Source organism: Bradyrhizobium sp. Leo170, assembly GCF_004296405.1.
Lineage (GTDB): Bacteria > Pseudomonadota > Alphaproteobacteria > Rhizobiales > Xanthobacteraceae > Bradyrhizobium.
Window position 1 is genome coordinate 1 of sequence record NZ_PSRR01000101.1, and the last position, 24,617, is coordinate 24,617.

Below are 24,617 nucleotides of genomic sequence, written 5' to 3' on the forward strand. Positions count from 1 at the left end.
TGCAACCAGCACCCGGCTTTCCCTGCGCCCTCTGCTCGATGAGAGGGCGAAACGAGACGCAAAGCTCGGGCAATCCATGCCGCGAGAATGCGGACTCACATCCTCTCCGCTGTTTGAAAATTGAATCATAACTCGCGGCAACGCCGTAGGGTGGGCAAAGCGACTTGTCCGCCGTAGCTCAACGAGCGAAGGCGGAAGCGTGCCCACCATCGCGAGCACAGCACTGGATGGTGGGCACGGCGCAAGTGCGCCTTTGCCCACCCTACGACTGCTCTCTCCGTCGTCCCCGCGAAAGCAGGCACGACACCGGTGCGAGACGTAACAGCGGCGAGGAAATGACGATAGAGCGAGGTCGCCCGATCAAACCGCCGCGCGCACTGCGACGGCAGCGACCGCCTGCCGCGCGTTCGCGATGGCGCGCATCAGGTCATTTGGACGGAACGGCTTCTGCAAGCAGACCACGTTCGACAGGTCCGGCGCTTCAGCGACGAAATCCAGCGCCGTCATGCCGGAGATCGCGACGATGGGAAAATCCGGCTGGCGGTCACGCATCATCGACATGAGGTCGAGACCGCTCTTGCCCTGCAGGAAGATGTCGATGATCGCAAGATCGAATTTGGCCGTTTCGAACGCCTTGATTCCCTCCGCGGCGGATGCCGCCTCGACAATCTCGAAACGATTGACGCGCAGCACAATCGCGATCATCGCGCGCACGTCGGATTGGTCGTCGACAACGAGAACTCGGGCCATGAAAACCCCCGGGACCGGCTGCGGGAAGCCTAATCGTGGAAAACGCTATGCAGTAGGTGATCAGGCGAATTATCTATCCTGTCAGTAAAGAGGTGGTTACCTCAATTGGATACGGGCGCCCGGTTCAATTCCCTGCCGGTAGCAGATAACCTTGGATCGATTTCGAGCGATTGGTTTTGTCGCACCAAAGCGACGCATAGCGGGTTTATCGGACTTTGATTTCTGCCTTCCCCAGGCCAGTGGCGACAGCCTCCCTCCCCACCGGTACGGATGGAGCGGCCGGATGTTCCACTTTGTGTGGACAGCCCGCGCGCGGGTTTGACGTGATCCCCTGTCTTGCGTTCGATACCGCCTTCCAGGAGACCATCAGTGCTCAAGGGTAACGACCGCAGCTTCTTCCTTTCGACCATGCCGGCCTCGCGCGGCGACCGCAACGTGGCGCTGGCGGTGGTCGTCGTCTCGGCCGTGCTGTTCGCTATTGCGATACCATTCGCCGGGATGCCGCTGACGCCGGTGCCGGCGTTCGTGGCGAGCTACCAGTCCGCGCTGGCGATCAACGATCTCATCACGGCGGTGTTGCTGTTTTCGCAGTTCGCCATCCTGCGCTGGCGGGCGATGCTGCTGCTCGCGAGCGGGTATCTCTTCACCGCCGCGGCCGCGGTCACCCACGCGCTGACCTTTCCGGGCCTGTTTGCGCCGGCGGGCCTGTTCGGCGCCGGTTCGCAGACCACGGTCTGGCTCTATATGGTCTGGCACGGCTTCTTCCCGCTGATGGTGCTCGGCTATGCGCTTTTGAAAGGCGACGACGGCGCCCGGATCCGCGGCTCGACGATGTCGGCGATCATGGGCAGCGTTGCGGCGGTCGTCATCGCGATGGCGGTGTTCGCCTGGATCGTCACCGCACAGCACGACCGCCTCCCCGTCCTCTTGAGCGGCGGACACTACACGCCGGTCATGATCGGCGTGGTCTCGACGGTGCTGTTCCTCTGTGCCGCCGCGATTGGCGCGCTGTGGTTCCGGAAACCGCATTCCGTCATCGACATCTGGCTCATGGTCGTGCTGTGCGCCTGGCTGTTCGACATCGCGCTGTCGGCCATGCTCAACGTGGCGAGATTCGATCTCGGTTTCTATGCCGGGCGCATCTACGGATTGTGCACCGCCAGTTTCGTGCTCGCAGTGTTGTTGATCGATAATGTCGCGCTGCAGGCGCAGATGTCGCGGCTTTTGGGTGTGGTCCGCCGCCAGGCCGCCACCGAACGCGACCACCATGCCGAACGCGAGCGGCTGTTCAGCGCGGTCGTGCAATCCTCCAACGACGCCATCATCACCAAATCGCTCGACGGCACCATCACCGCCTGGAATCCGGCTGCGGAGCGCCTGTTCGGCTATCCGGCAGCCACGGCGGTCGGCCAGCATATCGACATCATCGTGCCGCCCGACCGTCGCGGCGAAATCGACGACATCCTCACGCGGATCGGGAGCGGCGAAAAGCTGGCGCACTATGAGACGCAGCGGCTGCACAAGAGCGGCAAGCCGATCGACGTCTCGCTCAGTGTCTCACCACTGCTGTCGGCGACGGGCGAGATCGTCGGCGCGTCCAAGATCGCGCACGACATCACCGAAAGCAGGCGGACGCAGAAGGCGCTCAACCAGGAGATCGAAGAGCGGCAGCGCATCTTCGAGACCTCGCAGGATTTCCTGTCGGTGACCGACAAGCAGGGCAATTTCGTCCAGGTCAGTCCGAGCGCCAAGACCATTGTGGGCTACGATCCTGCCGAGATGGTCGGACGTTCCGCGGTCGAGTTTGTTCATCCGGACGATCTCGAAAATACCCGCAACGAGATGCGCGCCGGCCGGCGCGGCCAGAGCAAGCGCAGTTTCGAGACGCGCCTGATCCGCAAGGACGGCGAAGTGGTGTCGCTCAACTGGTCCGCAACCTATTCGGAGCCGGTCAAGCGCTATTTCTTCATCGGCCGTGATCTCTCCGAGAAGCAGGCCGCCGAAGCGCAGATCCGGCAGGTGCAGAAGATGGACGCGGTCGGCCAGCTTACCGGCGGCGTCGCCCATGACTTCAACAACATCCTGACCGTCATCACCGGCACCATCGGCATCCTGGAAGAAGCGGTCTCCGACCGGCCCGACCTCGTCGCCATCGCCCGGCTGATCGACGAAGCCGCCGAGCGCGGCGCCAACCTGACCAAGCACCTGCTCGCCTTCGCCCGCAAGCAGCCGCTACAGCCGGTCGATGTCGATATCAATGCGCTGATCCTGGAGGCGGCGAAGCTGCTGCGTCCGACGCTCGGCGAGCATATCGAGGTCACGCCGATGCTGGCCGAGGACGCCTGGACGGCAATGGTCGATCCGAACCAGCTCACCGCGGCAATCCTCAATCTCGCGCTGAATGCGCGCGATGCCATGCCCCGCGGCGGCAAGCTGGCGCTCGAAAGCCGCAACGTCTATCTCGACGAGGGCTATGCCAGCATGCACAGCGAGGTCACGGTCGGCCATTACGTCATGGTCGCCGTCAGCGACAGCGGCACCGGCATTCCCACCCATCTGCTGGAAAAAGTGTTCGATCCCTTCTTCACCACCAAGGAAGTCGGCAAGGGCACCGGGCTCGGCCTTTCAATGGTGTTCGGCTTCGTCAAGCAGTCGGGCGGGCACATCAAGATCTACAGCGAGGAACGCCACGGCACCTCGGTCAAGATGTATCTGCCGCGCGCGACCGGCCTCGCCCAGACCGTCGTGGAAGCGCAGCAGTCCGCCAATGTCCAGGGCGGAAATGAAGTCATCCTGGTGGTCGAGGACGACGCGCTGGTGCGCAAATATGTCGTGACCCAGATCACAAGCCTCGGCTACGCGACGCTCGAGGCGGCCAATGCCGCCGAGGCGCTCAACATCATCGATACCGGCGCGCCGATCGACCTCCTCTTCACCGACGTCATCATGCCCGGCGCCATGAACGGACGTCAGCTCGTCGACGAGGCGCTGAAGCGGCGGCATGGGCTCAAGACGCTGTACACGTCGGGCTACACAGAGAACGCGATCGTCCATCACGGACGGCTCGATTCCGGCGTGCTGCTGCTGGCGAAACCCTACCGCAAGTCGGAGCTCGCCAAGATGATCCGGCTCGCGCTTGGCAGTTGATGCGTCATGCTTGGCCGCTATATCAGTCAATAGGATGAGAAGAGGACGTGCGCTTTGAAAAATCTCCTCACCGATATCGCAGGCGTCCGCGTCGGCCACGCCGACGACGCCTCGATCGCCTCCGGCGTCACCGCGATCATCTTTGACAAGCCTGCCGTGGCGTCGATCGACGTGCGCGGCGGCGGCCCCGGCACGCGCGACGACGCACTGCTGCAGCCGCACAATACCGTCGATGCGGTGGACGCGATCGCGCTGTCCGGCGGCTCCGCCCTCGGCCTCGATGCTGCCGGCGGCGTGCAGGCCTGGCTTGCCGAGCAAGGCCGGGGTTTGCGGATTCGCGAGGCCGTGATCCCGATCGTGCCCGGTGCGATCTGCTTCGATCTCTTGAACGGCGGCAACAAGGCTTGGGGACGGTTCCCGCCCTATCGCGATCTCGCCTATGCCGCGGCGGCTGCGGCCGGCAGCGATTTCCGGCTCGGCAGCGTCGGCGCCGGCATGGGCGCGACCACGGCCAACCTGAAGGGCGGACTGGGATCGGCGTCGGCGCGAACCGATGACGGCGTGACAGTTGCCGCACTGGCCGTCGTCAATGCGGTCGGCGCCGTCACGGTCGGCGACGGCCCGTCGTTCTGGGCCGCCCCTTTCGAGGTCGACGGGGAATTCGGCGGGCGTGGTCTGCCGGCTGCATTCACGCCTGATATGTTGAAGGCGCGGCTGAAGGGCGGGCCGGCGGCGACATCCGGCGAGAACACCACGCTGGTCGTCGTCGTGACGCCACGCTGACAAAATCACAGGCCAAGCGGCTGGCGATGATCGCGCAGACCGGCATGGCGCGGGCGATCTATCCGGTGCATGCGCCGCTCGACGGCGACGTGGTGTTTGCCGCGGCGACCGGCGAGAAGCCGATCGATCCTTTGTTCGGCCTCACCGAACTCGGCATGCACGCCGCCAACACCGTGGCCCGCGCGATCGCGCGTGGCGTCTATGCGGCGACTGCACTGCCCTTCCCCGATGCGTTGCCGAGCTGGCAGGACCGGTTCGGCTAGACCTGTGATGCAAACCGGGAGCTTACGCGCTGACCGAGAGCGAGGCCCAGGCCTGCGCCGAGATAGGGCTGGCCTGCCGCTGCTCCAGTTGGTCGACGGCCTGCCGCTGCACCAACTGGTCGATGGAATTGTAGGACGAGGTGGCAGCCCGCGCGGCCGACGAGCTCGCAGCCGAGGTCGCCGTCACCTTCGATCCGTCGGCATAGGTAGTCGTTGTCGTGACCGATCCATCGCTGTTGGTAACCGAAGCGCTGGTGCCGTCGAGCGCCTGCATCAGCGCATCGGCACTGCCGCCACCCCCGCCACCGTGATGACGAACGTGGGAGCCACGACCGGAGCCGCCTTTCAAAGCCGAGGACATCTCGTCGAGCGTGACGTTGCCGTCGCCGTCCTTGTCCAGCTTGGAGAACACGTCATCGGCCTTCGCCAGATTGATCCCGCCGGCGCCGAGCGCATCCTCGAATTCGGATTTCGTGATCTTGCCGTTGCCGTCGCCATCGATCTGCCCGAACAAATCCTTCAGCGCATCCGAGCGACTCTTGGTCGAGGCAGCCGTGCCGGTCGATGCCTGGCTCTGCGCATCGAGCAGCGCGCTCATCGTCTCCGGGGCGATCGGCGCAGAGCTGCTGCCGGCCGATCCGGAACTCGGGGCCGCGCCGGTCGGCGCCGTCGTCGCGCCGGAAATATCGAAGATGTTGCCGGCGTCCTGGGTCAGGCCGGTGGGCTTTGCCTGCGACGTCTTCGACGACGTCAGCGACTTCAGGAGATCGATAGCCGACGACGCAGCGCCAAGGGCGAACAGCATGAGAGGGAACTCCGACAATACAGCGTGAGCGGCGGCCCAACACCTGCACGGCTAGCGAGCAAGCGCCGTGCCATGGCGAAAAGCCCTTTAAAATCGGCATTTCGTGCACACAAACGGGTTCGCGGCAGCCGGCAATTGCTGCCGCCGCGGCAGTTTTTTCCTGCCCGCGACTTCCCTCCTGTGCATTGCCCGCTACCGGCATGCATGTTAGGCGGAACCATCCCGCTTGCTACAAAGATGCCTTCGGAGAGCCTCCATGTCCCAGCCCTTCACGCCACGTCCGCTGGTGATCGCGCCGTCGATCCTGGCCTCGGATTTCTCGAAACTCGGCGAGGAAGTCCGCGCCGTCGACCAGGCCGGCGCCGACTGGATTCATCTCGACGTCATGGACGGGCATTTCGTGCCGAACATTTCCTATGGCCCCGACGTCATCAAGGCGATGCGCCCGCACACCAAGAAGATCTTCGATGCGCATTTGATGATCTCGCCCTGCGATCCCTATCTCGAGGCGTTCGCGAAGGCCGGCTGCGACCACATCACGGTGCATGCGGAGGCCGGCCCGCATCTGCATCGTTCGCTGCAGGCAATCCGCGGGCTCGGCAAGAAGGCGGGCGTCTCGATCAATCCGGCGACGCCCGTGAGCGCGATCGAGCATGTGCTCGACCTGATCGACCTTGTGCTGGTGATGTCGGTCAATCCGGGATTTGGCGGCCAGGCGTTCATCCGTTCGTCGCTCGGCAAGGTCAGCGACGTCAGGGCGATGACCGCCGGCCGGCCGATCGACATCGAGGTCGACGGCGGCGTCGCGCCCGATGTATCAGGGGAACTGGCAGCCGCCGGCGCCAATGCGTTTGTCGCAGGCTCGGCCGTGTTCAAGGGCGGCACGATGGAGGCGTACAAGGCCAACATCTCCGCGATCCGCAACGCGGCGGCGCTAGCGCGCGGCGAAGCGATCTAGCTTTCCCGTGGCGGGCGCACCACGGTGACCGTGCACGGCGCCTCCGACGCCACTTTCGCCGAGACGCTGCCGAGCAGCGTCCGCAGCATGGAGTCCTGTCGCGCGCCGATCACGATGTGATCGACCTGATTGGCCTCCGCGAATTCCAGGATCGCCGCCGCGGGATCGATCGCCTCCAGCACATGCACCGACAGCCGGTTCTCGTCGAGCTTCAGCGACGACGCCCAGTGCCGCAGCGCGACCAGGCGGTCGACATGCTTGTTGTTGCCCTTCTCATCCAGTGTCCGGTCGATGGTGACGAGGCCGAGCTTGAGCACGTTGACGCATGCGAGCCGGGCCTGCGGCAGGGTCGCGAGAATCCGCTGCGCGGTGACACGCAAGGCCTCGTTCAGCGGGCCCGATGTCTCCATGGTATCGATCGCAACCACCAGGATCGGGCTCGACGCCAGTTGCACGGCGACGTCGGACTTCGGCTGCGGCTGCCACGCCCCGCGGTTGAAGCGACGGCGCATCACCGTCGCGAACGGATCGCGGTCGCGCCGCTCCGCGCGCGCCGTCAGCTTGACCTGGTCGGGGTTGCCGAGATCGAAGGCGACCTGCGAGGCGGTCGGATAGCGCCAGGCGGGCTCGATCTCCAGGCATCGCAGGACGATCTCCTGCAGCCAGGGCGGATAGTCGCCCCTGAGCTTGCGCGGCGGATAGGGATCGCGCCACAGCCGCCGACGCATGCCGCGCAGCGTTTCGCTCTCGCCGAACGGCCGCACCCCGGTGGTGAAGAAATACAGGAGCACGCCGAGCGAAAACAGATCGCTGCGCGGATCGTCGCGCACCCCGAGCAGGCGCTCCGGCGCCATATACGGCGCGGTGCCGTAAGGCAGGCGAAATTCTTCCTGCAGCAGATCGGGCAGATGTTCGTGATGCGACAGGCCGAAATCGATCAGCACCGTCTCTCCGCTCTCGCGGAACATGATGCTGCTCGGCTTGATGTCGTGATGGATGACGTTCTGCCGATGCAGCGCCGACAGCGCAGCGGCGATCTTGATCCCGAGCCCCCTCGCCTCCTCGTAAGCGATCGGCAGATCGTCCAGCCGCTTGTACAGCGTCTGGCCCGGGATGCGTTCGATCACGACATAGGCCTGGCGCGCGAAATCGCCGGTGCCGAAGCAGGCCGGCACATGCGGCCCGGACAATCGCGGCAGGATCATCTGCTCCATCTCGAAGCTGACGATGGCGGCGGGATCCTCACCTTCCGAGACCCGCGGGACCTTCATCAGCAGCGGCACGTCGATGCCCGGATGGGTGACGCTCCACAGCGTCGCCATGCCGCCGCGATGCACGCACTCGCCAATGGTGAAGCCATCGATGACGGTGCCCGGCTGCATGAAAATTGTCGCCATCTGCTATCGGCCGACAAACAGGCGATCGGCCAGCCAGCCCGGCAGGCCATTGTCGCGGATCCGGGCTGCCGCCGCCTCGATATCATAGGGGGCACGACAATAAGTGATCTCTCGCCTCTCGGTGTCGAACATGGAGAAGGCGGCTGCGGGAATGCCGTCGCGGGGCTGGCCGACGGAGCCGAGCACCGCAAGCCAGCGCCGGCCCACCAAAAGCTGCACGGCTACACCCGTCGTCGGCACAAAGCTCGTCATCTTCGCCGTCGCCGACATCGAATAGAGCGCGGGACGATGGATATGGCCGCAAAAGGTGATTGGAGCATCTGCAGCCATCATGCTGCGCGCAGCGTCCGACGCGTCGCGCACGTAGCGCCATCTGGTCGGGTTCGACGCCTCGGAATGGACGTAGAGGCGGTCGTCCTCCTGCTGCTCCAGGGGCAGTTCGGCGAGGAAGCGCCGCTGCGCCGCGCTGAGCTTGCCGCGGGTCCACTCGATCACCGCCTGGGCTTCGGCGTTCATCGCGTCTTTGTCGATGCCGATGGCGCTGTCATGGTTGCCGCGAACGGCGATCGCGCCGTCCTCGACCAGCCCCATAACGGTGTCCACGGTCCATTCGGGGTCGGCGCCATAGCCGACGAAATCGCCGAGAAGGATGAACTTCTCCGCGCCTTGCGCACGCGCAGCCTCAAGGCAGGCACCAAACGCCTGCCGATTGCCGTGGATATCCGCAAACAGCGCGAGCCGCACATCATCCTCCCCAGCCAATCCTGGCGGGCCCAACCACATCTGTCTTGATGGATATCAAACACGAGCGAAAGTCGCCCGCAAATGGACCGGGAGAATCGGTCGCGAAACTACGTGTTAGCGCTTAGGACAGGCTTCGAGCCCGCGGAACAGCAGTGCCAGCAACGCGTCGGTGCGCTCCTGCAGGTCCGGATCACCCCATTCGTCGGCATGGGCCGGGTGATGAAGGCTTCTCGTCGCCTCGAAAATCGCGCGGGCCGTTGCCTTGGGATCCTTGACCTCGAACACGCCCTGCTCGACGCCATCGGACAGGATATGCGCGATCTGATCGGTCAGGCATTCCTTGTGGCCCTTGACCACAACACAAGCCTCGCGCGCCAGCGTCAGATAGGTGCGGAACATCTCAGGATCGTCGGCAAACCTGGCTTGTTTGGTTGCGAACAGCGTGCGCAGCCACCGGTCGAGCCGGGCCTGCGCAGGGCCGGTACTCACTGCGATCTCCTGCAGCGGGGCCTTGGCCCGGTCGAGCCAGCGTTTTGCCACCGCCTCACGGAGCGAAGCCTTGCTTGGGAAGTGCCGGTAGACACTGCCGTGGCTCACATCGAGCGCACGGGCAACGTCCACCACGGTCGCCTTGGCGAGCCCGTAGCGACGCAGGACGTCCTCGGTGACCTCCAGGATACGTTCAGGGGTCAAGACGACTGCTTCGTTCATGGCTCCACCCTATCCCCAGCTATTGGGCATTTCCACTCCGGCGGTCAGGCGCATCGCAAAACGGCCTGGCCGGTCGTTAAGGCAATCCTATTCCAGTTAGCGGGCCAATTTCTCCGCTTGGGCCGCCAAGTGGCGAGCCACCTGCTGATTGAGCCAGCGCTGGATCTGTTCAGTCAAATGCAAAATCTCGATCGTCATCATCGTAGTCTCCGGCAAGTCCGTGGCCGGCGCTTTGGCCTGAAACCGGTACTCGTACTCTTCCGGATCAAGCCTTTCGCGGCCGCGAGCCACGGGGCGCCCCATCCGGCGTCCGGAGGTGGATATAGCATGTCTGACTGACAGATTACAATATCTGTTACTCAATAACCCGTGATTGACGTTTGTCAGGTGCGGAACCCAGCTAGCCGAGCCCCCGCCGGGCGGCCCGCCTCCCTGAGACGGGCCTCATCAGTATCCAGAGACCTATTGCTCGTCCTTCGGCGGCATTCGCGGCGGCAGCAGCGGGGTAAATGACACACCGTCACCGGGTCCTGGGGCCGCCGTCAGCGCCCCGCCGGTCGAGGGATCGCCACCCGACGTCTCGATCACGGCGCTCGGGGTGATGTATTCCCTGGCCGCCGCGATCAGGCCGCCCTCGCCGGTGCCAAAATCCGCGGCCCGCCCGCCCTGGGGACGGCCGGCGGCAATCTCGGTGATGGCCTTGTCGGTCTTCTGCGCCAGCGAGTCGCTGTAGGGGATGCGGTAGGCTCTGGGGATGGCGCTCGGCCGGTTGTCTTCGTCGAGGGTCTCGACCCAAAGATAGATCGAGCCGGGGTCGCCCTCCAGCGAGTGCGGCTCCACGATGCGTGCTTGCAACAGCTTGAACGAGGCCGGCAACCTGTCGACGCTGGCCCAGCCCAGCAGGCCGCGCACGCCCATAAAGCTCGCAATATAGAATGCGCTGGTCACGACGACCGCAATCGCCTTGGCCGACCAGGGCAAGCGTGCATAGACCAGGATGACGAGCAATAGCGCGCCGATCAGCGCATAGCTGATCGAGAGCGTGAGGATGACCGACTGGAGATTGTTCACGGGCGAGACATCCTGACGCCTGTCTTCGGATCGAGATCCGCGCCGTTTGCGCGCACGTTGCGGAACGTCTCCATCAATGATTTCTGCCGCTGCTGGACGTCGACCACCTTGCCTTCGGCATCGACCCAGAAACGCAGCGCGGTTTTCTCATCGCCGGTGTGATCGAGCGTCAACTTGTTGTCGAAGATCACCTGGGCGGTCGGATTGAGCTTCTGCACCTTCACGCTGACCGGGACCGGCTGCCCGGTCGTCGCCTGGAAATGCGAAACATTGACGGTGTATTCGCCGGGGATGATGCCGCGCACGGTGACGATCTCCTCGCGGATTGGCGAAGGAATCTTCTTGCCGTTGACGACGATGAAATCGTTGGCGCCGCCACGATCGTCGCGGTCGAGCGTGAGGAAGCCGGCTTCGCGGCGGCGATACCAGGCGATATTGCCGGCGGGATCCTGCACGAACAGATCGAAATCATCGGGGTGATTGTCCGGCCAGTCCATCGTGATGATGAACTCGGCCTTGGAGTCGATCTTGCCCTCCTTCGATTCCGGCGAGACCGCAAGCAACGCGAGGAAGAACAGGAAGGCGACGACCTGCAGCGCCTTGAACAGCATCACGCCGAGCGGATCGAAATGTTCCTCCCGTGGATAGAGGCCGAACTCATCCATCATGATGGTGTTCCAAGGCCGGGGTGACGTGCGTCTCGGTCAACATGACGGCATCGGAAAACACCCGCTGGGTCGCGGCATCGAGCATGTAGTATTGAATCCTGACGAGGATCGATCCGATCAGGCCGGCCAGCGTCGTGTACATGGCTACCGCCATGCCGTCGCTCATCAGGCCCATCGACGATCGCATCGCGACCTTGTCGGCGGCATCGAGGGTTGCGATCGGCGCCAGCATGATGATGAAGCCGATGATGGTTCCGAGCAGCCCGAGCTTCATCAGCGTATCCGAAACGAATGCGCCGAAGGCGTTGGAGCCGCGCAGCCGGTCCGCCAGCGACCTGAGCAGCAATGTCTGATCGATGCGGCCGGTGGTCTGCGCCGCGGCCTTCTTCACCAGGTTGCGGATGTGGTCGCTGACGAGCCCTCCAGGCAGAGCGCGCGCATTCTCGTCGAGCCTCCTCGCGGCGCCGGGAGTGGACAGGATCGCGCGGCAGCGTCTGGCCGCCTCGCCTTCGCGCGCGATCGCTCGCGTCCGCCAGAAACAATGGAGGCAGGTGATGACGTAGAGAACGGCGATCAGGCTCGAAATGTAGGTGCGGTCCGAGGTGACCATGAGATGGAGCAACCCGTATCGCCACAGCAACATGGCGGCGAAGATCGAAAGCCCCGTGAAGATCATCCATAGCAACAGGACACTTCGCTCCGAAGTATCCTTGCCGGGCAAGGTGGTCTCGGCGCCAACCGTGGCACTCATGCAGCTTTGCTCCCTGAGGGCGGCCAAGAGCGACGGCCCGCAAACGGTCCCCGGCTTTGTTAATCCGAGGCGGCAGCTTGCGTCCAAAGACATATGCCTGCGGTTCGCTGGGAAAATTTCCCGAGCTTCTCCTCACCTGCCATCTTGCAATTGGCGTCAAATGGCGGTGCTGTTACGGTCATCTAGAAGCCGCGGAGTGATCGCATGCGCCTCGTGCTCCAGCTCGTCGCCCGTCTGCTCGTCATCGTCATCTTGTGTCTGGGCGGCGCCACCGTTTGGGCGACGATCGACGCCTACCACAGCGTCGACCGCGCCACGGCCGCATCCGCCGAACGGGTCTCGCAAGCGCTGGAAGCGCTCTACTGGCGCGAATTGCTGTTGCGCGGCAACAGGACACGCGAACACCTTTTGCCGGTACCGGAATGGCGCACCACTCAGACGATGAGCCTGATTTCGCCGGGCGTCTGCGTCCAGTTTGAACCGAAGGGCGAGTTCGAGAATCCGCTTTGCGGCCAGAGCAAAGGGATCGGCGCATCTCCACCGCACTGGTTCGCAGCCGCCGTGGAGACATTCCTTGGCGACCACGCCGCGGTCGCCCGGCCGATAAGTGCGCGCTCGACCACTGCAGGCACGGTCACGGCCATTGCCGATCCCGACGCCGCGATATCGCTGGCCTGGCAGCACATCCTCGACAACGTTCACGTCGCGCTGCTGATGGCGGTGGCCATCGCCCTGCTTGCCTCGCTCGCGATTGCGCATGCACTGGCTCCGGCGCAGTTGATCGTTACCGCACTGCAGCGCATGGCGAACGGTCAATATCGAACATCGCTTCCGCGCTTCCGCTCGATGGAACTTGCCATGATTGGGCAGGCCGTCAGCGACTTCGGAGATCGCCTCGCGCAGGCCACGGAAGAACGGGCCGTCCTGACCCGCCGGCTGCTTGAAATCCGCAGCGACGAGCGGCGCGTGCTTGCGCGCGAACTGCACGATGAGTTCGGACAAAATCTCGCGGCGATCCTGGCCTTCGCCAACACGATCGAAGCGGCCAGCGCGCAGGAGCAGGACCGAGGCGACGTCGCGCAGGATGCGCGGATGATCTCGCAGGCCACGCTGCACATCATGGCTTGCCTGCGCGGCACGCTGAACCGCCTGCGCCACCCGCCCGCCGAGGAACTCGGGCTGGAGGCGAGCCTCATCAACCTCGTTGATAGCTGCGATCGCAGCACGCAACGCAGCCGATGATCCAGCTCGACCTCAAAGGCGATTTCGCCGACGTGCGAGGCGCCGTCGCCGCGACCGCCTACCGTGTGGCTCAGGAATGCCTGACCAACTCGTTGCGCCACAGCGCGGCGCGCGAGATCGTGCTTCGGATCGAGCGGCGGACGGGTGTGGAAAATGCGCTGCTGGTTCGCGTCGAGGACGACGGCGGCGGCGATGCCGCCAAGGTGGCGCAGTCCGTCGGCTTCGGCCTGACCGGAATACGCGAGCGAGTAACCGCTCTCGGCGGTTCGCTGTCGATCGCGCGTGCAAGGCGCGGCCTGAGCGTCGCCGCCACGATCCCGCTCGCCGCCTGATGCCGGCGCCGAAGACCCATGGCATTTCGATCCTGCTTGTCGACGACCATCCCGTGGTCCGGCAAGGCTATCGGCGCGTCCTGGAGCATCAAGGCGACTTCCGGGTGGTCGCTGAGGCCGACAACGCAGCCGAGGCCTACCGCGCATTCAAGACCCACGCCCCTGATGTCGTGGTGATGGACATCTCGATGCCGGGTGCCAGCGGGCTCGAAGCTATCAGGAACATCCGCCAGCGCAGCCCTGCCGCGCGCATTCTCGTGTTCAGCATGCATAGCGAGGCAGCGCTGGTGAAGGCCGCCTTCAGCGCGGGGGCAAGCGGCTATGTCACCAAGAGCAATGAACCGACTGTGCTGATCGCGGCGATCCGTTCGGTGGCGCGTGGCGAACATGCGATGAGCGATGACGTCGCCCATGCCCTGGCGATGGAAAGCCTGACTCCGTCAGGATCAGTCCTTGACCAATTGGGGGAGCGGGAGATCGAGATCCTGCGACAATTGGCTGCCGGCTCGACCACGGAGCAGATCGCCGCAAACCTCAATCTCAGCATGAAGACGGTTCAGAACTATCATTACCTGATCAAGACCAAGACCGGCATGCGGACCGATGCGCAGCTCGTCCGCCTCGCCGTCGAGTGCGGGTTGACCAGCCTTTAGAGCAAGCAATCCATCGCGCGATGTGGGGGCATGGATGGCTGTCGTCATCGCCCGGCTTGACCGGGCGATCCAGTATTCCACAGACGCCAGTGCTTGAGCCGAGAGGCCGCAGCGTACTGGATTCCCCGACGGAGCCTGTCATCGGGCTCGCCGAAGGCGAGACCCGGTGGCGGGGAATGACAGGACGTCGTGGATCAGATCAACCCGTTCGCGCGCCGAGAGGCCCATTTTCCTCATGCGGAAGGCTCGAATCGGTGGCCTCTACGGGATCGATTTGCTAAAGCGCGGTGTAAAAACAACCGGCTGGGAGCTCGTTTGCCGCCCCTGCCCGCACCTCGGAGTTTTCCATGATCCCCCGCTACACCCGCCCGGAGATGGCCGCGATCTGGGAGCCGCAGACCCGCTTCAAGATCTGGTTCGAGATCGAGGCGCATGCGGCTGATGCGCTAGCGGAACTCGGCGTCATTCCCAAGGAGGCTGCGAAGACGATCTGGGCCAAGGGCAAGGACGCAACCTTCGACGTCGCGCGGATCGACGAGATCGAGCGGGAGACCAAACACGACGTCATCGCCTTCCTGACCCATCTCGCTGAAATCGTCGGCCCCGAGGCGCGCTTCGTGCACCAGGGCATGACCTCCTCCGACGTGCTCGACACCTGCCTCAACGTGCAGCTCACCCGCGCCGCGGACCTCCTGCTTGCCGACATCGACAAGGTCCTGGCCGCGCTGAAGAAGCGCGCCTTCGAGCACAAGATGACGCCGACCATCGGCCGCTCCCACGGCATCCACGCCGAGCCGGTGACCTTCGGCCTCAAGCTCGCCTACGCCTATGCGGAATTCTCCCGTGCCCGGGCGCGGCTCGTCGCCGCCCGCAAGGAAGTCGCGACCTGCGCGATCTCGGGCGCAGTCGGCACCTTTGCGCAGATCGACCCGCGCGTCGAAGAGCATGTCGCCAAAGCGATGGGGCTCGAGCCGGAGCCGATCTCGACCCAGGTAATCCCGCGCGACCGCCATGCGATGTATTTCGCGACGCTGGCCGTGATCGCCGCCTCCATCGAGCGCCTGGCTGTCGAAATCCGTCACCTGCAGCGCACCGAGGTGCTGGAAGCCGAGGAATTCTTCTCGGAAGGGCAGAAGGGTTCGTCGGCAATGCCGCACAAGCGCAACCCGGTGCTGTCGGAGAACCTCTCCGGCCTGTCGCGGATGGTGCGGGCCTATGCAGTGCCCGCACTCGAGAACGTCGTGCTCTGGCACGAACGCGACATCTCGCATTCCTCCGCCGAGCGCATGATGGGCCCGGACGCCACCGTGACGCTCGACTTCGCGCTGGTCCGCCTCGCCGGCCTGGTCGAGAAGCTCCTGGTCTATCCGCAGAACATGCAGAAGAACCTCGATCGCCTCGGCGGCCTCGTGCATTCGCAACGGGTGCTGATCGCGCTGACGCAAAAGGGCGCGAGCCGCGAGGACGCCTACAAGTTCGTGCAGCGCAACGCCATGCCGGTCTGGCGCGGCGAAGGCGATTTCCTGACGCTGCTCAAGAAAGATCCGGACGTGAGGAAATATCTAAGTGACGCCGAAATCGAAGAGCAGTTCGACCTCGGCTATCACCTCAAGCACGTCGACACAATCTTCAAGCGCGTGTTCGGGGAAGCCTGACCCCGGTCCAGAGCCTAGCCCGGCGCTCCGTCGACCATGCGGGCGGCGACGCGATCGCGGCGCATGAAGTGGTGCCAGGCGACGGCGGCGATGTGAATTCCGATCAGCGCCAGCAGCACATAGGCGAAGTAGATGTGCCTGACCTCGTAGGCCTGCGCCGCGGCCCGATCAGGCGAGGTGATCTGCGGCACGTGAAACAGCCCGAACCAGTCCGAATAATTGGGCGTCCGGGCCCCGGAATGTGCCCAGCCCAGCACCGCCACCAGGATGGTGACGGCATAGAGCGCGAAATGGCTGACCCGGGCGGCGATCCGGTGCCAGCGCAACGTATCCTCCGGCAGCGCCGGCGTCGGGTTGACGCCGCGCCAGACCAGCCGAAGCAGGGTCACGAGCAGCACGACATAGCCGATATCGGCATGGATCGAGCGATAGAAGAAGCGGTCCGGGCGAGCGGGGATATGGTTCATCCACCAGCCGAATCCGATCATGCCGATGATGGCGACCGCAAGCACCCAGTGGAATCCACGCGCAACGCTGCCCCAGCTCGATGTCGTGTTTCGGATCATGCGCCCGGCCCCATCGGCTTCGAGTTCGTCGCCGCCGCTTTACCGCGCTGCAGCGCCGCGCCCTGATAACGCTCCGGTCCGATCAAGGCGATTTGAATCGTTCCAGAATCTCCACCCGGGCCTGGGACCGAGCCGCAAGGCCGGCGGTGCCCTCAAATCAACTGAATCGTAACGCTGAAATGGGATAAGGTTAAATCGTGGCGGCGCCCCCAACCATTCTGGTATTCGATTCCGGCCTCGGCGGGCTGACGGTATTGCGCGAGATCGTGCGCGCCCGGTCTGACGCGCATTACGTCTATGTCGCCGACGACGCCTTCTTTCCCTATGGCCACCATGGCGAGGACGAGATCATCGCGCGCGTGGTGCCGCTACTCGGCGAATTGATCGGGAGACACACGCCCGATCTGGTCGTGATCGCCTGCAATACCGCCTCGACGCTCGTCATGTCACACCTGCGGGACGCCTACGACCTGCCATTCGTCGGAACCGTGCCGGCGATCAAGCCGGCCTGCGCCAGTTCGAAGACCAAGCGCGTGTCCGTGCTGGGCACCAAGGGCACCGTCAAGCGCGAATATACGAAAAAGCTGATCCACGATTTCGGACAGGGCTGCGAGGTGACGCTGGTCGGCTCGGGCGAGCTCGCTTCGCTGGCGGAAGCGGCGCTGAGCGGTCAGGATGTCAGCGACGTCGATATCGCCGCTGAACTGGCCCCCTGCTTTGTCGACGGCGCGGCACGCACCGACACTGTGGTACTTGCCTGCACGCATTATCCCTTGCTGCTGGATCGCCTGGTGAAGCTTGCGCCATGGCCGGTCGACTGGATCGACCCGGCACCCGCCATCGCGCGACGCGTTTCCGATTTGCTCGGCCCGCCCGGTGACAGCAGAGACGAGGCCGGCGCCGAAATGCTCTTCACGTCCAACCGCCCGCATAGGCTGAGCCGGGCGTTGATGCCGTTTTTCGGCGGCCGCGTCCCGGCCTGAGGCCGCATACCCGTTTTGGCTAGCCGAATTGCCGGCCGACCATTTGCCCGATTTTCGCGAAAACGGCCTCGAGCTGTGCGGTGGTCGGCGAACCGCCCTGCGTATAGGCCGAGATCAGCACCGGTCCGCCTCCCCGAGGCCAAACCACCGCGATGTCGCCCGCAGCATCCTTGCCATTGTTGCCCGTCTTGTCGCCGACCTTCCAGTCCTTGGGCAAACCACCGCGAAGGCGGTTGTTTCCGGTCTTGCAGTTCAGCATCCAGTCCGTGAGGCGTTCGCGCGACGCCGGTGACAGTGCCTCGCCAAGCACGAAATGGCGCAGATTGCCGGCCATCGCGGCAGGCGTGGTCGTGTCATGCGGATCACCGGGCGGAGAGCGATTGAGCTCAAGTTCATAGTGATCGAGGCGCGAGACGGTATCGCCCGTTTCGTGCCAAAACGCAGTGAGCGCAGGGGGACCGCCGATCCGCGCCAGCAGCAGATTGGCGCAGGTGTTGTCGCTGAGCTCGACCACAGCCTTGCACATGTCGGCGACCGACATCGCTCCGCTCGACAGGTTCTGCCTTGCCGCCGGTGCATGGTGGAGAAGATCGGCGGCACGGTATCGCACCACGTTCTCAAGTCCGTCTTCGCCACGATCGATGCGGGCTAGAACGCACGCGGCAAGCGAGGCCTTGAATGTGCTGCACATGACAAAGCGCTCGTCACTTCGCCAAGTGATCTTGGCCCCTGTGGCCACATTCTCGGCATAGACGCCGATCCGCCCACCCGTCTCGCGCTCATAGGCTTCAAACGGTGACGGCCGCTCCTGCGCTCGCACGGGCGAGATGGCCAGACACGACAAAGCGGTCAGCAACGAGCGTCTGGTGAAAATCATCGAGGGGTCCTTTGAATGGGCTTCTTTCGGGTGGCATCCGTTGCCTCGCACACCAACGAGACGTGACGCCAAAGCAAGCAGTCAAGCACTCGATGCGTACTGATTTTGTCTTTATGATATCGGTGATCGAATAGCGCGCCCTCAACACAAGCTGTGGAGATCCGCTTTGATTTCACCGAACCCAACTCCCCTCAACCGGCTGCGACAGCAATGGCGAGAGAAGCGCCCGACTTTCGGCGCGATTGCCACGATCCCGAGCATCCAGACCGTGCAGATCATGGCGCAGTCGCTCGACTGGATCATCGTCGACCTCGAGCACGGCCCGATCGACCTCGGCACCGCGCACGCGATGATCGTGGCAACCTCCGGCACATCATGCGTGCCAATGGCGCGCATTGCCGCCAACGAGCCCTGGCTCGCCAAGGCGCCGATGGACATCGGTGCACTCGGCATCAATTTCCCGATGATCTGCAGCCGCGCCGAGGCCGAGAAGGCCGCGCGCGGCGTGCGGTATCCGCCCAAGGGTGACCGGCTGTGGGGACCATTCCACGCGCCGTTCCGCTGGGGCGTCTCGATGCCGGACTACATGGCTACGGCCGACGACGACATGATCTGCATGATCACGATCGAGCATGTCGAGGCGGTCGAACGGATCGACGAGATCATGGCCACCCCCGGCATCGACATCGCCGTGATCGGGCCCGGCGACCTCGCCACCTCCATCAACAAGCGCGGCCTCCCCGATGATCCCGAAGTGGTGGCGCTGATGCAGCGCGCCGAGGAAGGCATCCTCAAGAGCGGCGTGCCGATCGGCGGAGTGGCGCGGTCCGCCGAACAGGCCAACGCGATGATCGAGCGCGGCTATGCGGCGCTCGCGCTGGGCTTCGACTGGTCCCTGCTCCAGCGCGGCATTGCCGCCAGCTTTGCAGGAATCAGGCGCTAGGGTTGCTTCTCCCGCCATGAGCCGGCTGCCAGGGTCGCCGTGATCGCCGGCAGTGCGGCGGGACGCCACACCCATCCCGGCGCCGAAACCGGCTATGTGCTGGAAGGCCGTTGGTTCATGCTCGGTTCAGGGCTGGCGAGCACATATACCGGCTCGCCAGCCTTTTATTGAATCTGGAACACCCGGCGGAGTAATGCGCGGAACGGCCCGAAAAATCTCAATCCCGCGCTGTTTCATCGCCGATCTGATGCGTGCGTCGCTCGACATCCCCTTCGTGTCGCTCACGCGCCTCCTGAACATCAGGGACCTGGTGGATGCCCGCGCAGAGGCGGCCCGTCCGGCCGGCTGGGCGGCGATCTTCGTGAAAGCCTTTGCCCTGGTCGCGAAGGACGAGCCGGCCTTGCGGACGCTCTACGTCAAATGGCCGTGGCCCGGCTTCTACGAGCTGCCGCGCAGCGCCGCTACCGTCGCAATCGCCCGCGTCGTGGACGGCGAGGATTGTGTGCTGCCGCAAAAGATCGGCACCCCCGAAATCAAGCCGCTCGCGGAGATCGATGCCTTGATCCACCACGCCAAGGAGGCGCCGGTCGAGGAAGTGGCGGCGTTCAGAAAGGCGCTGAGGGCGTCCGGGCTGCCGCTGCCGCTGCGCCGCCTGCTCTGGTGGATCGGGCTGAATTCCGGACGCCAGCGCGCCAATTATTTCGGCAGTTTCTCCGTGACGTCGGTGGCGGCCATCGGTCCCGGGGAACTGCACGCCGTCACACCGGGGCCGTTCATCCTCAGCTATGGCGTGGAGGGGGACGGGACGATCAGCGTGGTGCTGCGCTGGGACCATCGGATTACCGACGCCGCCCTTATTGCCCGGACGCTGTGCCGGCTGGAACAGGTGCTGAACACCGAAATAGCAGCGGAATTGCGAGCCGATCGGCAGCAAACCGACAGAGTGGTTTCCGGCAATTGCGACCTGATGGCACTAAATGGCACTAAATAGCCGCCTCTTTCGTTGACAGGACGGCCATCTTTCCCTAAAAGCCCCCTGCTCGCGGGCCGGTTTCGGCCCGCGAAGCGTTTCGCGACCCGTGGTTCGTCCTCGAGCTTTCGAGGCGGACCTGTCGGCACCGGCCAAATGGCAGGCTGCACAGGAGGGCGCGTTTCCTCAAACCCAACTTTGACCTGAAGAGGACGCGATGACAAAGCGCAGTGAGGCGAAATACAAGATCGATCGCCGCATGGGCCAGAATATCTGGGGCCGCCCGAAGAGCCCTGTGAATCGCCGCGAATACGGCCCTGGCCAGCACGGCCAGCGCCGCAAGGGCAAGCTCTCCGACTTCGGCGTGCAGCTCCGCGCCAAGCAGAAGCTCAAAGGCTATTACGCCAATATTTCCGAGCGCCAGTTCCACGGCATCTATGTCGAAGCCGGCCGCCTGAAGGGCGACACCGGTGAAAACCTGATCGGCCTGTTGGAGCGCCGTCTCGACACCGTCGTGTACCGCGCCAAGTTCGTGCCCACGATGTTCGCTGCCCGCCAGTTCATCAACCACGGCCACGTCAAGGTGAACGGCCGCCGCGTCAACATCGGCAGCTACCGGCTCAAGCTCGGCGACGTGATCGAGGTCAAGGAAGCCTCCAAGCAGCTCGTCACCGTGCTGGAAGCCTCGCAGCTTCCCGAGCGCGACGTGCCCGACTTCATCGAGGTCGATCACGGCAAGATGACCGCGAAGTTCATCCGCATTCCCGGCCTGTCTGATGTGCCGTTCCCGGTGCAGATGGAGCCGCATCTGATCGTCGAATTCTATTCGCGCTGATCGGACGGAATGTTCGAGGTATCGAAGGCCCCGGGATCCCGGGGCCTTTTTGTTTGGGCACCAAATTGGTATTATAGTTTCAACCATGACCCGATTACTCGAAGAAGCGTTTAGTACGGTTGCCAACCTGCCAGATGCAGAGCAGGACGAGCTCGCGCGCGCCATGCTGGAGCTTGCGGGCGTCGATCAGCCGCCCATTCAGTTGACACCCGAGGAAGAAGCCGATCTGGCGGAAGCTGACGCCGAGATTGCGCGCGGCGACCTCGCCTCCGCCGACGAAGTACGAGCCATGTGGGCAAAGCACGGGCTGTGAACATCCGCTACACGCGCCGTGCGCTTGCGCAAGTCGATCAAGTCCTCACCTACATCGAAGCATGATCACCTCAAGGCGCGGTTCATGTTCGTGACCGGATTGCGGCGCTCGTCGCACTGTTGCAAGAGCATCCCCGTGCAGGCCGTGCAACGAGCCGTCCTAACGTCCGTCGTCTTCCGGTGAACCCCTATCCTTACCTAATTGATTATCGCGTGACCGCGACCGAAATTATCATTATGCGGTTTCGTCACGCCGCCCGGCGACCGATCGGCTGACAGGTGATTTGCGCTGCAATTTACCGGCGCGACGACGTCACGGAGCAATAAGGAAAGTCCATGTCTTACACCCCTGCCCCGCGCGATCCCAAGGCTCCGCCCGTTCGCATCAATCTCTTGTCCGACACCCAGACGCGCCCGACGCCCGGGATGCGGGAGGCGATGGCGCGGGCGGAAGTTGGCGACGAGCAGATCGGCGATGATCCGACCGTGAACCTGCTCTGCGCGCGCGTTGCCGACCTGCTCGGCAAGGAGGCCGCGGTGTTCATGCCCTCGGGCACCATGTGCAACGTCGCCGCGACGCTGGCTTATTGCCGGCCCGGCGACGAGATCCTGGCGCATGCGACCGCCCATATCATCGCCCGCGAAGGTGGCGCGCATGCCGCGCTCGGCGGCTTCCAGATCACGCCGCTGCCGGGCGACGACGGCCAATTCGCGCCGGAGACATTCCGCGCGGCACTGCATCCGCGTTCACGCTACCAGCCGCCGCAGGTGCTCGTCAGCGTCGAGCAGACCGCCAATATCGGCGGCGGCACGATCTGGAAAAAGTCTGCGCTCGACGAGATCGTCGGTATCGCCAAAGCCCATGGGCTCGCCACCCATATGGACGGCGCGCGGCTGCTCAACGCCTGCGTCGCTACCGGCATTTCCGCGCGCGACATGGCGAAGGGTTGGGATTCCGCCTGGATCGATTTCTCGAAGGGACTGGGCGCGCCGATCGGCGGCGTGATCGCAGGCAGCCGCGATTTCATCGATGAAGTCTGGCGCTGGAAACAGCGCCTCGGCGGCTCCATGCGCCAGGCCGGCATCTGCGCTGCCGCCTGCATTTATGCGCTCGATCATCACGTCGACCGCCTCGCCGACGATCACGCCAATGCAAGAGCGCTGGCGCGCGGGCTGTCGCAGATCGACGGCGTCGAGGTGCAAGAGCCCGAAACCAATCTCGTCTTCTTCAAGCCCGATGATGCGGGTGTCTCCAGGGAGAACATGGTTGCGGAACTAGGCAGGCGCGGCGTTCTGCTGGCGATAATGGACGGTCGCATCAGGGCCTGCACACATCTCGATGTGACGGCCGGCATGATCGAGGAAACAGTCGGCCTGGTGCGAGAGATCGTGCGTGGAGCGTAGACCTGTAGCCCGGATGGAGCGCAGCGAAATCCGGGACAGTCTCCCCGAATTGCGCTTCGCTCCATCCGGCCTACGAAACCCTACGGCTCACCGTCCCATCGCCTGATAGATCAGCGTCTTCAACTGCAACTGAATCCGCCCGCGCTGCGAAGGCGTCTGCACCATGAAGATCCCGAACATGTCGTCTTCGGGATCGATGAAGAAGAAGGTGCCGGCGACGCCGTCCCAGCGGTATTCCCCTGTGGGCCATGACGTGCCCGGCGGCACCGAGGTGCGCACGGCAAAGCCGAGGCCGAAGCCGCTGTTCGCGCCAGGGTAATAGCGATCATCGCGCGCGATCTTCGTCTCCGGCCCGATGTGATCCTTCGTCATCAAAGCGATCGTCTCCGGCCTCAGATAGCGCCGACCGTCGAAAGTGCCGCCGTTCAACAACATCTGCGCAAACCGCGCATAGTCGCCGATGGTGCCGACCATGCCGGCGCCGCCCGACTCCCATTTGCGCGGCTGCATGGGATCGCTGATCATCGTGGCCGGGCCGAGCGCGCGGTCGTCCGGCATTGGTTCGGCGATGCGCGGCCGCTTCGCGGGATCGGCGACGTAGAAGGCGGTCTCGTTCATCCCGAGCGGATCGAGCAGCCGCTCCTTTTCGAATTGGTACAGCGTCTTTCCCGATACGACCTCGATCACGCGGCCGAGCACATCGGTGGAATGCCCATAATCCCAGAGGGTGCCGGGCTGCTCGGCGAGCGGCAATTTCGCGATCCGCTCGGCGAATTCGGCGTTGGTCCAGTCGCCGTTGAAAAGGTTCGCATCCGCGTAGAGCTTTCGCACCGTGCTGTCGTCGGAGAAGCCATAGGTCAAACCGGAAGTATGGCGCAGCAGATCCTCGATCGTGATCGGACGCTTGAGCGGCTCCAGCGCAAGCGTCGTACTGCCGTTCTCCGCTCGCTGGTCGACGCCGACCTTCATATCCGCGAATGCCGGGATGTATTTCGACACGGGGTCGTCGAGCGCGAGCTTGCCGTCCTCCACCAGAATCATTGCGGCCACCGACGTGATCGGCTTCGACATCGAATAGAGGCGGAAGATGGTATCCGCGCTCATCGAAAACTGAGTGGCGACGTCGCGGACGCCGAAATTCTCGTCATAGACCGGCTTGCCGTGCTGCTGGATCAAGAGGATAGCGCCCGGAATCTTGCCGGTCACGATCTCGTTCTTGATGTAGTCGCTGACGCGCGCGAGCCCCGCGGCGGAAAAGCGGTGCGCGCCGGTGGCCGGAGATTCCGCGCGGGCGCCACATCCGGCGCCGACCAGAAGCGCGAGCGCCGCCACGAGAACGAGGCGGCGCGACAAAACTTCAGTTCTCCATTGCTTCATAGACCAACTGCTTCAGCGTCCGCTGGATGCGTTGCCGCTCGGTCGGCGTCTGCTCCAAGAGCACGAAAAACATATCCTGCTTGCGGTCGATCACGAAATAACAACCGCTGGCGCCGTCCCATTTCAGTTCGCCAAGCGAGCCCGGCGGCGGCGGCTTCGCGTTGCCGGGATCGGTCCGAACCGCGAGTCCGAGCCCGAAGCCAAAGCCATCGCCGGGAAAATAGAAGTAGTCCCGCCCGACTCCGGAGCCAGGACCGACATGGTCGGTCGTCATCAGCTTGAAAGTCTCGGGGGTCAGATAGGTCCGGCCCTCGAACGTGCCGCCATTGAGCAGCATCTGCGCAAACCGGGAGAAATCCGCCATGGTGGAGACCATGCCGCCACTGGCAAACTCCATTTTCTTGACAACCGTCGGGTTGG

At 64.1% G+C, this 24,617-nt stretch carries 23 protein-coding genes and 3 pseudogenes; 13 read left to right on the top strand and 13 right to left on the bottom strand.

Annotated elements, in window-relative coordinates; all coding sequences use genetic code 11:
- Window positions 1-360 precede the first annotated feature (360 nt).
- Entirely contained in the window at window positions 361-750 is a 390-nt protein-coding gene (locus CWO89_RS18600) for a response regulator (RefSeq protein ID WP_130580212.1), read from the bottom strand.
- A 408-nt stretch (window positions 751-1,158) separates the two neighbouring features.
- Between CWO89_RS18600 and CWO89_RS18605 the strand changes: the two genes are divergently transcribed.
- Window positions 1,159-3,897, top strand: a complete 2,739-nt coding sequence (locus CWO89_RS18605) for a PAS domain S-box protein (RefSeq protein WP_130580229.1) — start codon at window positions 1,159-1,161, stop codon at window positions 3,895-3,897.
- A gap of 54 nt (window positions 3,898-3,951) precedes the next feature.
- Window positions 3,952-4,943: pseudogene (locus CWO89_RS18610) on the top strand (P1 family peptidase).
- 22 nt (window positions 4,944-4,965) lie between these two features.
- On the opposite strand, the gene CWO89_RS18615 reads toward CWO89_RS18610, so the two are convergent.
- Window positions 4,966-5,748, bottom strand: a complete 783-nt coding sequence (locus CWO89_RS18615) for an EF-hand domain-containing protein (RefSeq protein WP_130580213.1) — start codon at window positions 5,746-5,748, stop codon at window positions 4,966-4,968.
- Between the two features lie 256 nt (window positions 5,749-6,004).
- Between CWO89_RS18615 and rpe the strand changes: the two genes are divergently transcribed.
- Window positions 6,005-6,706, top strand: coding sequence for a ribulose-phosphate 3-epimerase (gene rpe / locus CWO89_RS18620; protein ID WP_130580214.1), 702 nt, complete (start codon window positions 6,005-6,007; stop codon window positions 6,704-6,706).
- Here rpe and CWO89_RS18625 read toward each other — a convergent pair.
- The 7 genes from CWO89_RS18625 to CWO89_RS18650 all read right to left on the bottom strand — a co-directional run bounded on the left by CWO89_RS18625 (window position 6,703) and on the right by CWO89_RS18650 (window position 12,048).
- Window positions 6,703-8,103, bottom strand: coding sequence for a bifunctional serine/threonine-protein kinase/universal stress protein (locus CWO89_RS18625; protein ID WP_130580215.1), 1,401 nt, complete (start codon window positions 8,101-8,103; stop codon window positions 6,703-6,705). The genes rpe and CWO89_RS18625 overlap by 4 nt on opposite strands.
- Window positions 8,104-8,106: 3 nt before the next feature.
- On the bottom strand, window positions 8,107-8,847 hold the full coding sequence (locus CWO89_RS18630; RefSeq protein ID WP_130580216.1) for a metallophosphoesterase family protein: 741 nt from the start codon (window positions 8,845-8,847) through the stop codon (window positions 8,107-8,109).
- A 114-nt stretch (window positions 8,848-8,961) separates the two neighbouring features.
- Window positions 8,962-9,558, bottom strand: coding sequence for a TetR/AcrR family transcriptional regulator (locus CWO89_RS18635; RefSeq protein WP_130580217.1), 597 nt, complete (start codon window positions 9,556-9,558; stop codon window positions 8,962-8,964).
- Between the two features lie 96 nt (window positions 9,559-9,654).
- Complete coding sequence (locus CWO89_RS46995) at window positions 9,655-9,849, bottom strand: hypothetical protein (RefSeq protein WP_207234517.1); 195 nt, start codon at window positions 9,847-9,849, stop codon at window positions 9,655-9,657.
- A 171-nt stretch (window positions 9,850-10,020) separates the two neighbouring features.
- A complete protein-coding gene (locus CWO89_RS18640) occupies window positions 10,021-10,629 on the bottom strand; it encodes a hypothetical protein (protein WP_130580218.1) in 609 nt (202 codons plus the stop codon).
- Entirely contained in the window at window positions 10,626-11,297 is a 672-nt protein-coding gene (locus CWO89_RS18645; protein ID WP_130580219.1) for a hypothetical protein, read from the bottom strand. The genes CWO89_RS18640 and CWO89_RS18645 overlap by 4 nt, the downstream gene beginning before the upstream one ends.
- Entirely contained in the window at window positions 11,287-12,048 is a 762-nt protein-coding gene (locus CWO89_RS18650) for a MotA/TolQ/ExbB proton channel family protein (protein WP_130580220.1), read from the bottom strand. Before CWO89_RS18650 ends, CWO89_RS18645 begins: the two co-directional genes overlap by 11 nt.
- A gap of 204 nt (window positions 12,049-12,252) precedes the next feature.
- On the opposite strand from CWO89_RS18650, the pseudogene CWO89_RS18655 reads away from it, so the two are divergent.
- The 3 genes and pseudogenes from CWO89_RS18655 (at window position 12,253) to purB (ending at window position 15,930) form a co-directional block, all read left to right on the top strand.
- A pseudogene (locus CWO89_RS18655) lies at window positions 12,253-13,622 on the top strand (sensor histidine kinase).
- Window positions 13,622-14,275, top strand: coding sequence for a response regulator transcription factor (locus tag CWO89_RS18660; RefSeq protein ID WP_130580221.1), 654 nt, complete (start codon window positions 13,622-13,624; stop codon window positions 14,273-14,275). The pseudogene CWO89_RS18655 and the gene CWO89_RS18660 overlap by 1 nt, the downstream one beginning before the upstream one ends.
- 347 nt (window positions 14,276-14,622) lie before the next feature.
- Window positions 14,623-15,930, top strand: coding sequence for an adenylosuccinate lyase (gene purB / locus CWO89_RS18665; protein WP_130580222.1), 1,308 nt, complete (start codon window positions 14,623-14,625; stop codon window positions 15,928-15,930).
- Window positions 15,931-15,944: 14 nt separating this feature from the next.
- Here purB and CWO89_RS18670 read toward each other — a convergent pair whose 3' ends face one another.
- Window positions 15,945-16,496: a cytochrome b gene (locus CWO89_RS18670; protein WP_130580223.1), complete on the bottom strand. Its 552-nt coding sequence runs from the start codon at window positions 16,494-16,496 to the stop codon at window positions 15,945-15,947.
- A 197-nt stretch (window positions 16,497-16,693) separates the two neighbouring features.
- Here CWO89_RS18670 and murI point away from each other — a divergent pair, with 197 nt between their 5' ends.
- A complete protein-coding gene (gene murI / locus CWO89_RS18675; RefSeq protein WP_130580224.1) occupies window positions 16,694-17,479 on the top strand; it encodes a glutamate racemase in 786 nt (261 codons plus the stop codon).
- A 19-nt stretch (window positions 17,480-17,498) separates the two neighbouring features.
- Here murI and bla read toward each other — a convergent pair whose 3' ends face one another.
- Window positions 17,499-18,356 carry a class A beta-lactamase gene (bla, locus tag CWO89_RS18680; protein ID WP_130580225.1) on the bottom strand — a complete coding sequence of 286 codons (858 nt, stop codon included), beginning with the start codon at window positions 18,354-18,356 and terminating at the stop codon, window positions 17,499-17,501.
- A 169-nt stretch (window positions 18,357-18,525) separates the two neighbouring features.
- Here bla and CWO89_RS18685 point away from each other — a divergent pair, with 169 nt between their 5' ends.
- The 6 genes and pseudogenes from CWO89_RS18685 (at window position 18,526) to CWO89_RS18715 (ending at window position 22,820) form a co-directional block, all read left to right on the top strand.
- On the top strand, window positions 18,526-19,299 hold the full coding sequence (locus CWO89_RS18685) for an HpcH/HpaI aldolase family protein (RefSeq protein WP_130580230.1): 774 nt from the start codon (window positions 18,526-18,528) through the stop codon (window positions 19,297-19,299).
- Between the two features lie 193 nt (window positions 19,300-19,492).
- The gene (locus CWO89_RS18695) at window positions 19,493-20,290 is read left to right on the top strand and encodes an acyltransferase (RefSeq protein ID WP_245476374.1); all 798 of its coding nucleotides are present in this window, start codon (window positions 19,493-19,495) and stop codon (window positions 20,288-20,290) included.
- 196 nt (window positions 20,291-20,486) lie between these two features.
- Window positions 20,487-21,104 carry a 30S ribosomal protein S4 gene (gene rpsD / locus CWO89_RS18700; RefSeq protein ID WP_130226225.1) on the top strand — a complete coding sequence of 206 codons (618 nt, stop codon included), beginning with the start codon at window positions 20,487-20,489 and terminating at the stop codon, window positions 21,102-21,104.
- Between the two features lie 85 nt (window positions 21,105-21,189).
- Entirely contained in the window at window positions 21,190-21,417 is a 228-nt protein-coding gene (locus CWO89_RS18705) for a hypothetical protein (RefSeq protein ID WP_130580226.1), read from the top strand.
- Window positions 21,418-21,506: 89 nt separating this feature from the next.
- Window positions 21,507-21,692 (top strand): annotated as a pseudogene (locus CWO89_RS49135) (type II toxin-antitoxin system RelE/ParE family toxin); the annotation flags it as partial.
- A gap of 60 nt (window positions 21,693-21,752) precedes the next feature.
- A complete protein-coding gene (locus CWO89_RS18715; protein ID WP_130580227.1) occupies window positions 21,753-22,820 on the top strand; it encodes a threonine aldolase family protein in 1,068 nt (355 codons plus the stop codon).
- A gap of 87 nt (window positions 22,821-22,907) precedes the next feature.
- Here the strand turns inward: CWO89_RS18715 and CWO89_RS18720 are convergent, their stop codons facing one another.
- Window positions 22,908-24,197: a serine hydrolase domain-containing protein gene (locus CWO89_RS18720; protein ID WP_130580228.1), complete on the bottom strand. Its 1,290-nt coding sequence runs from the start codon at window positions 24,195-24,197 to the stop codon at window positions 22,908-22,910.
- Window positions 24,178-24,617: serine hydrolase (locus CWO89_RS18725; protein WP_165421232.1), on the bottom strand; the 440-nt coding region annotated here is incomplete at its 5' end. The genes CWO89_RS18725 and CWO89_RS18720, both read right to left, overlap by 20 nt.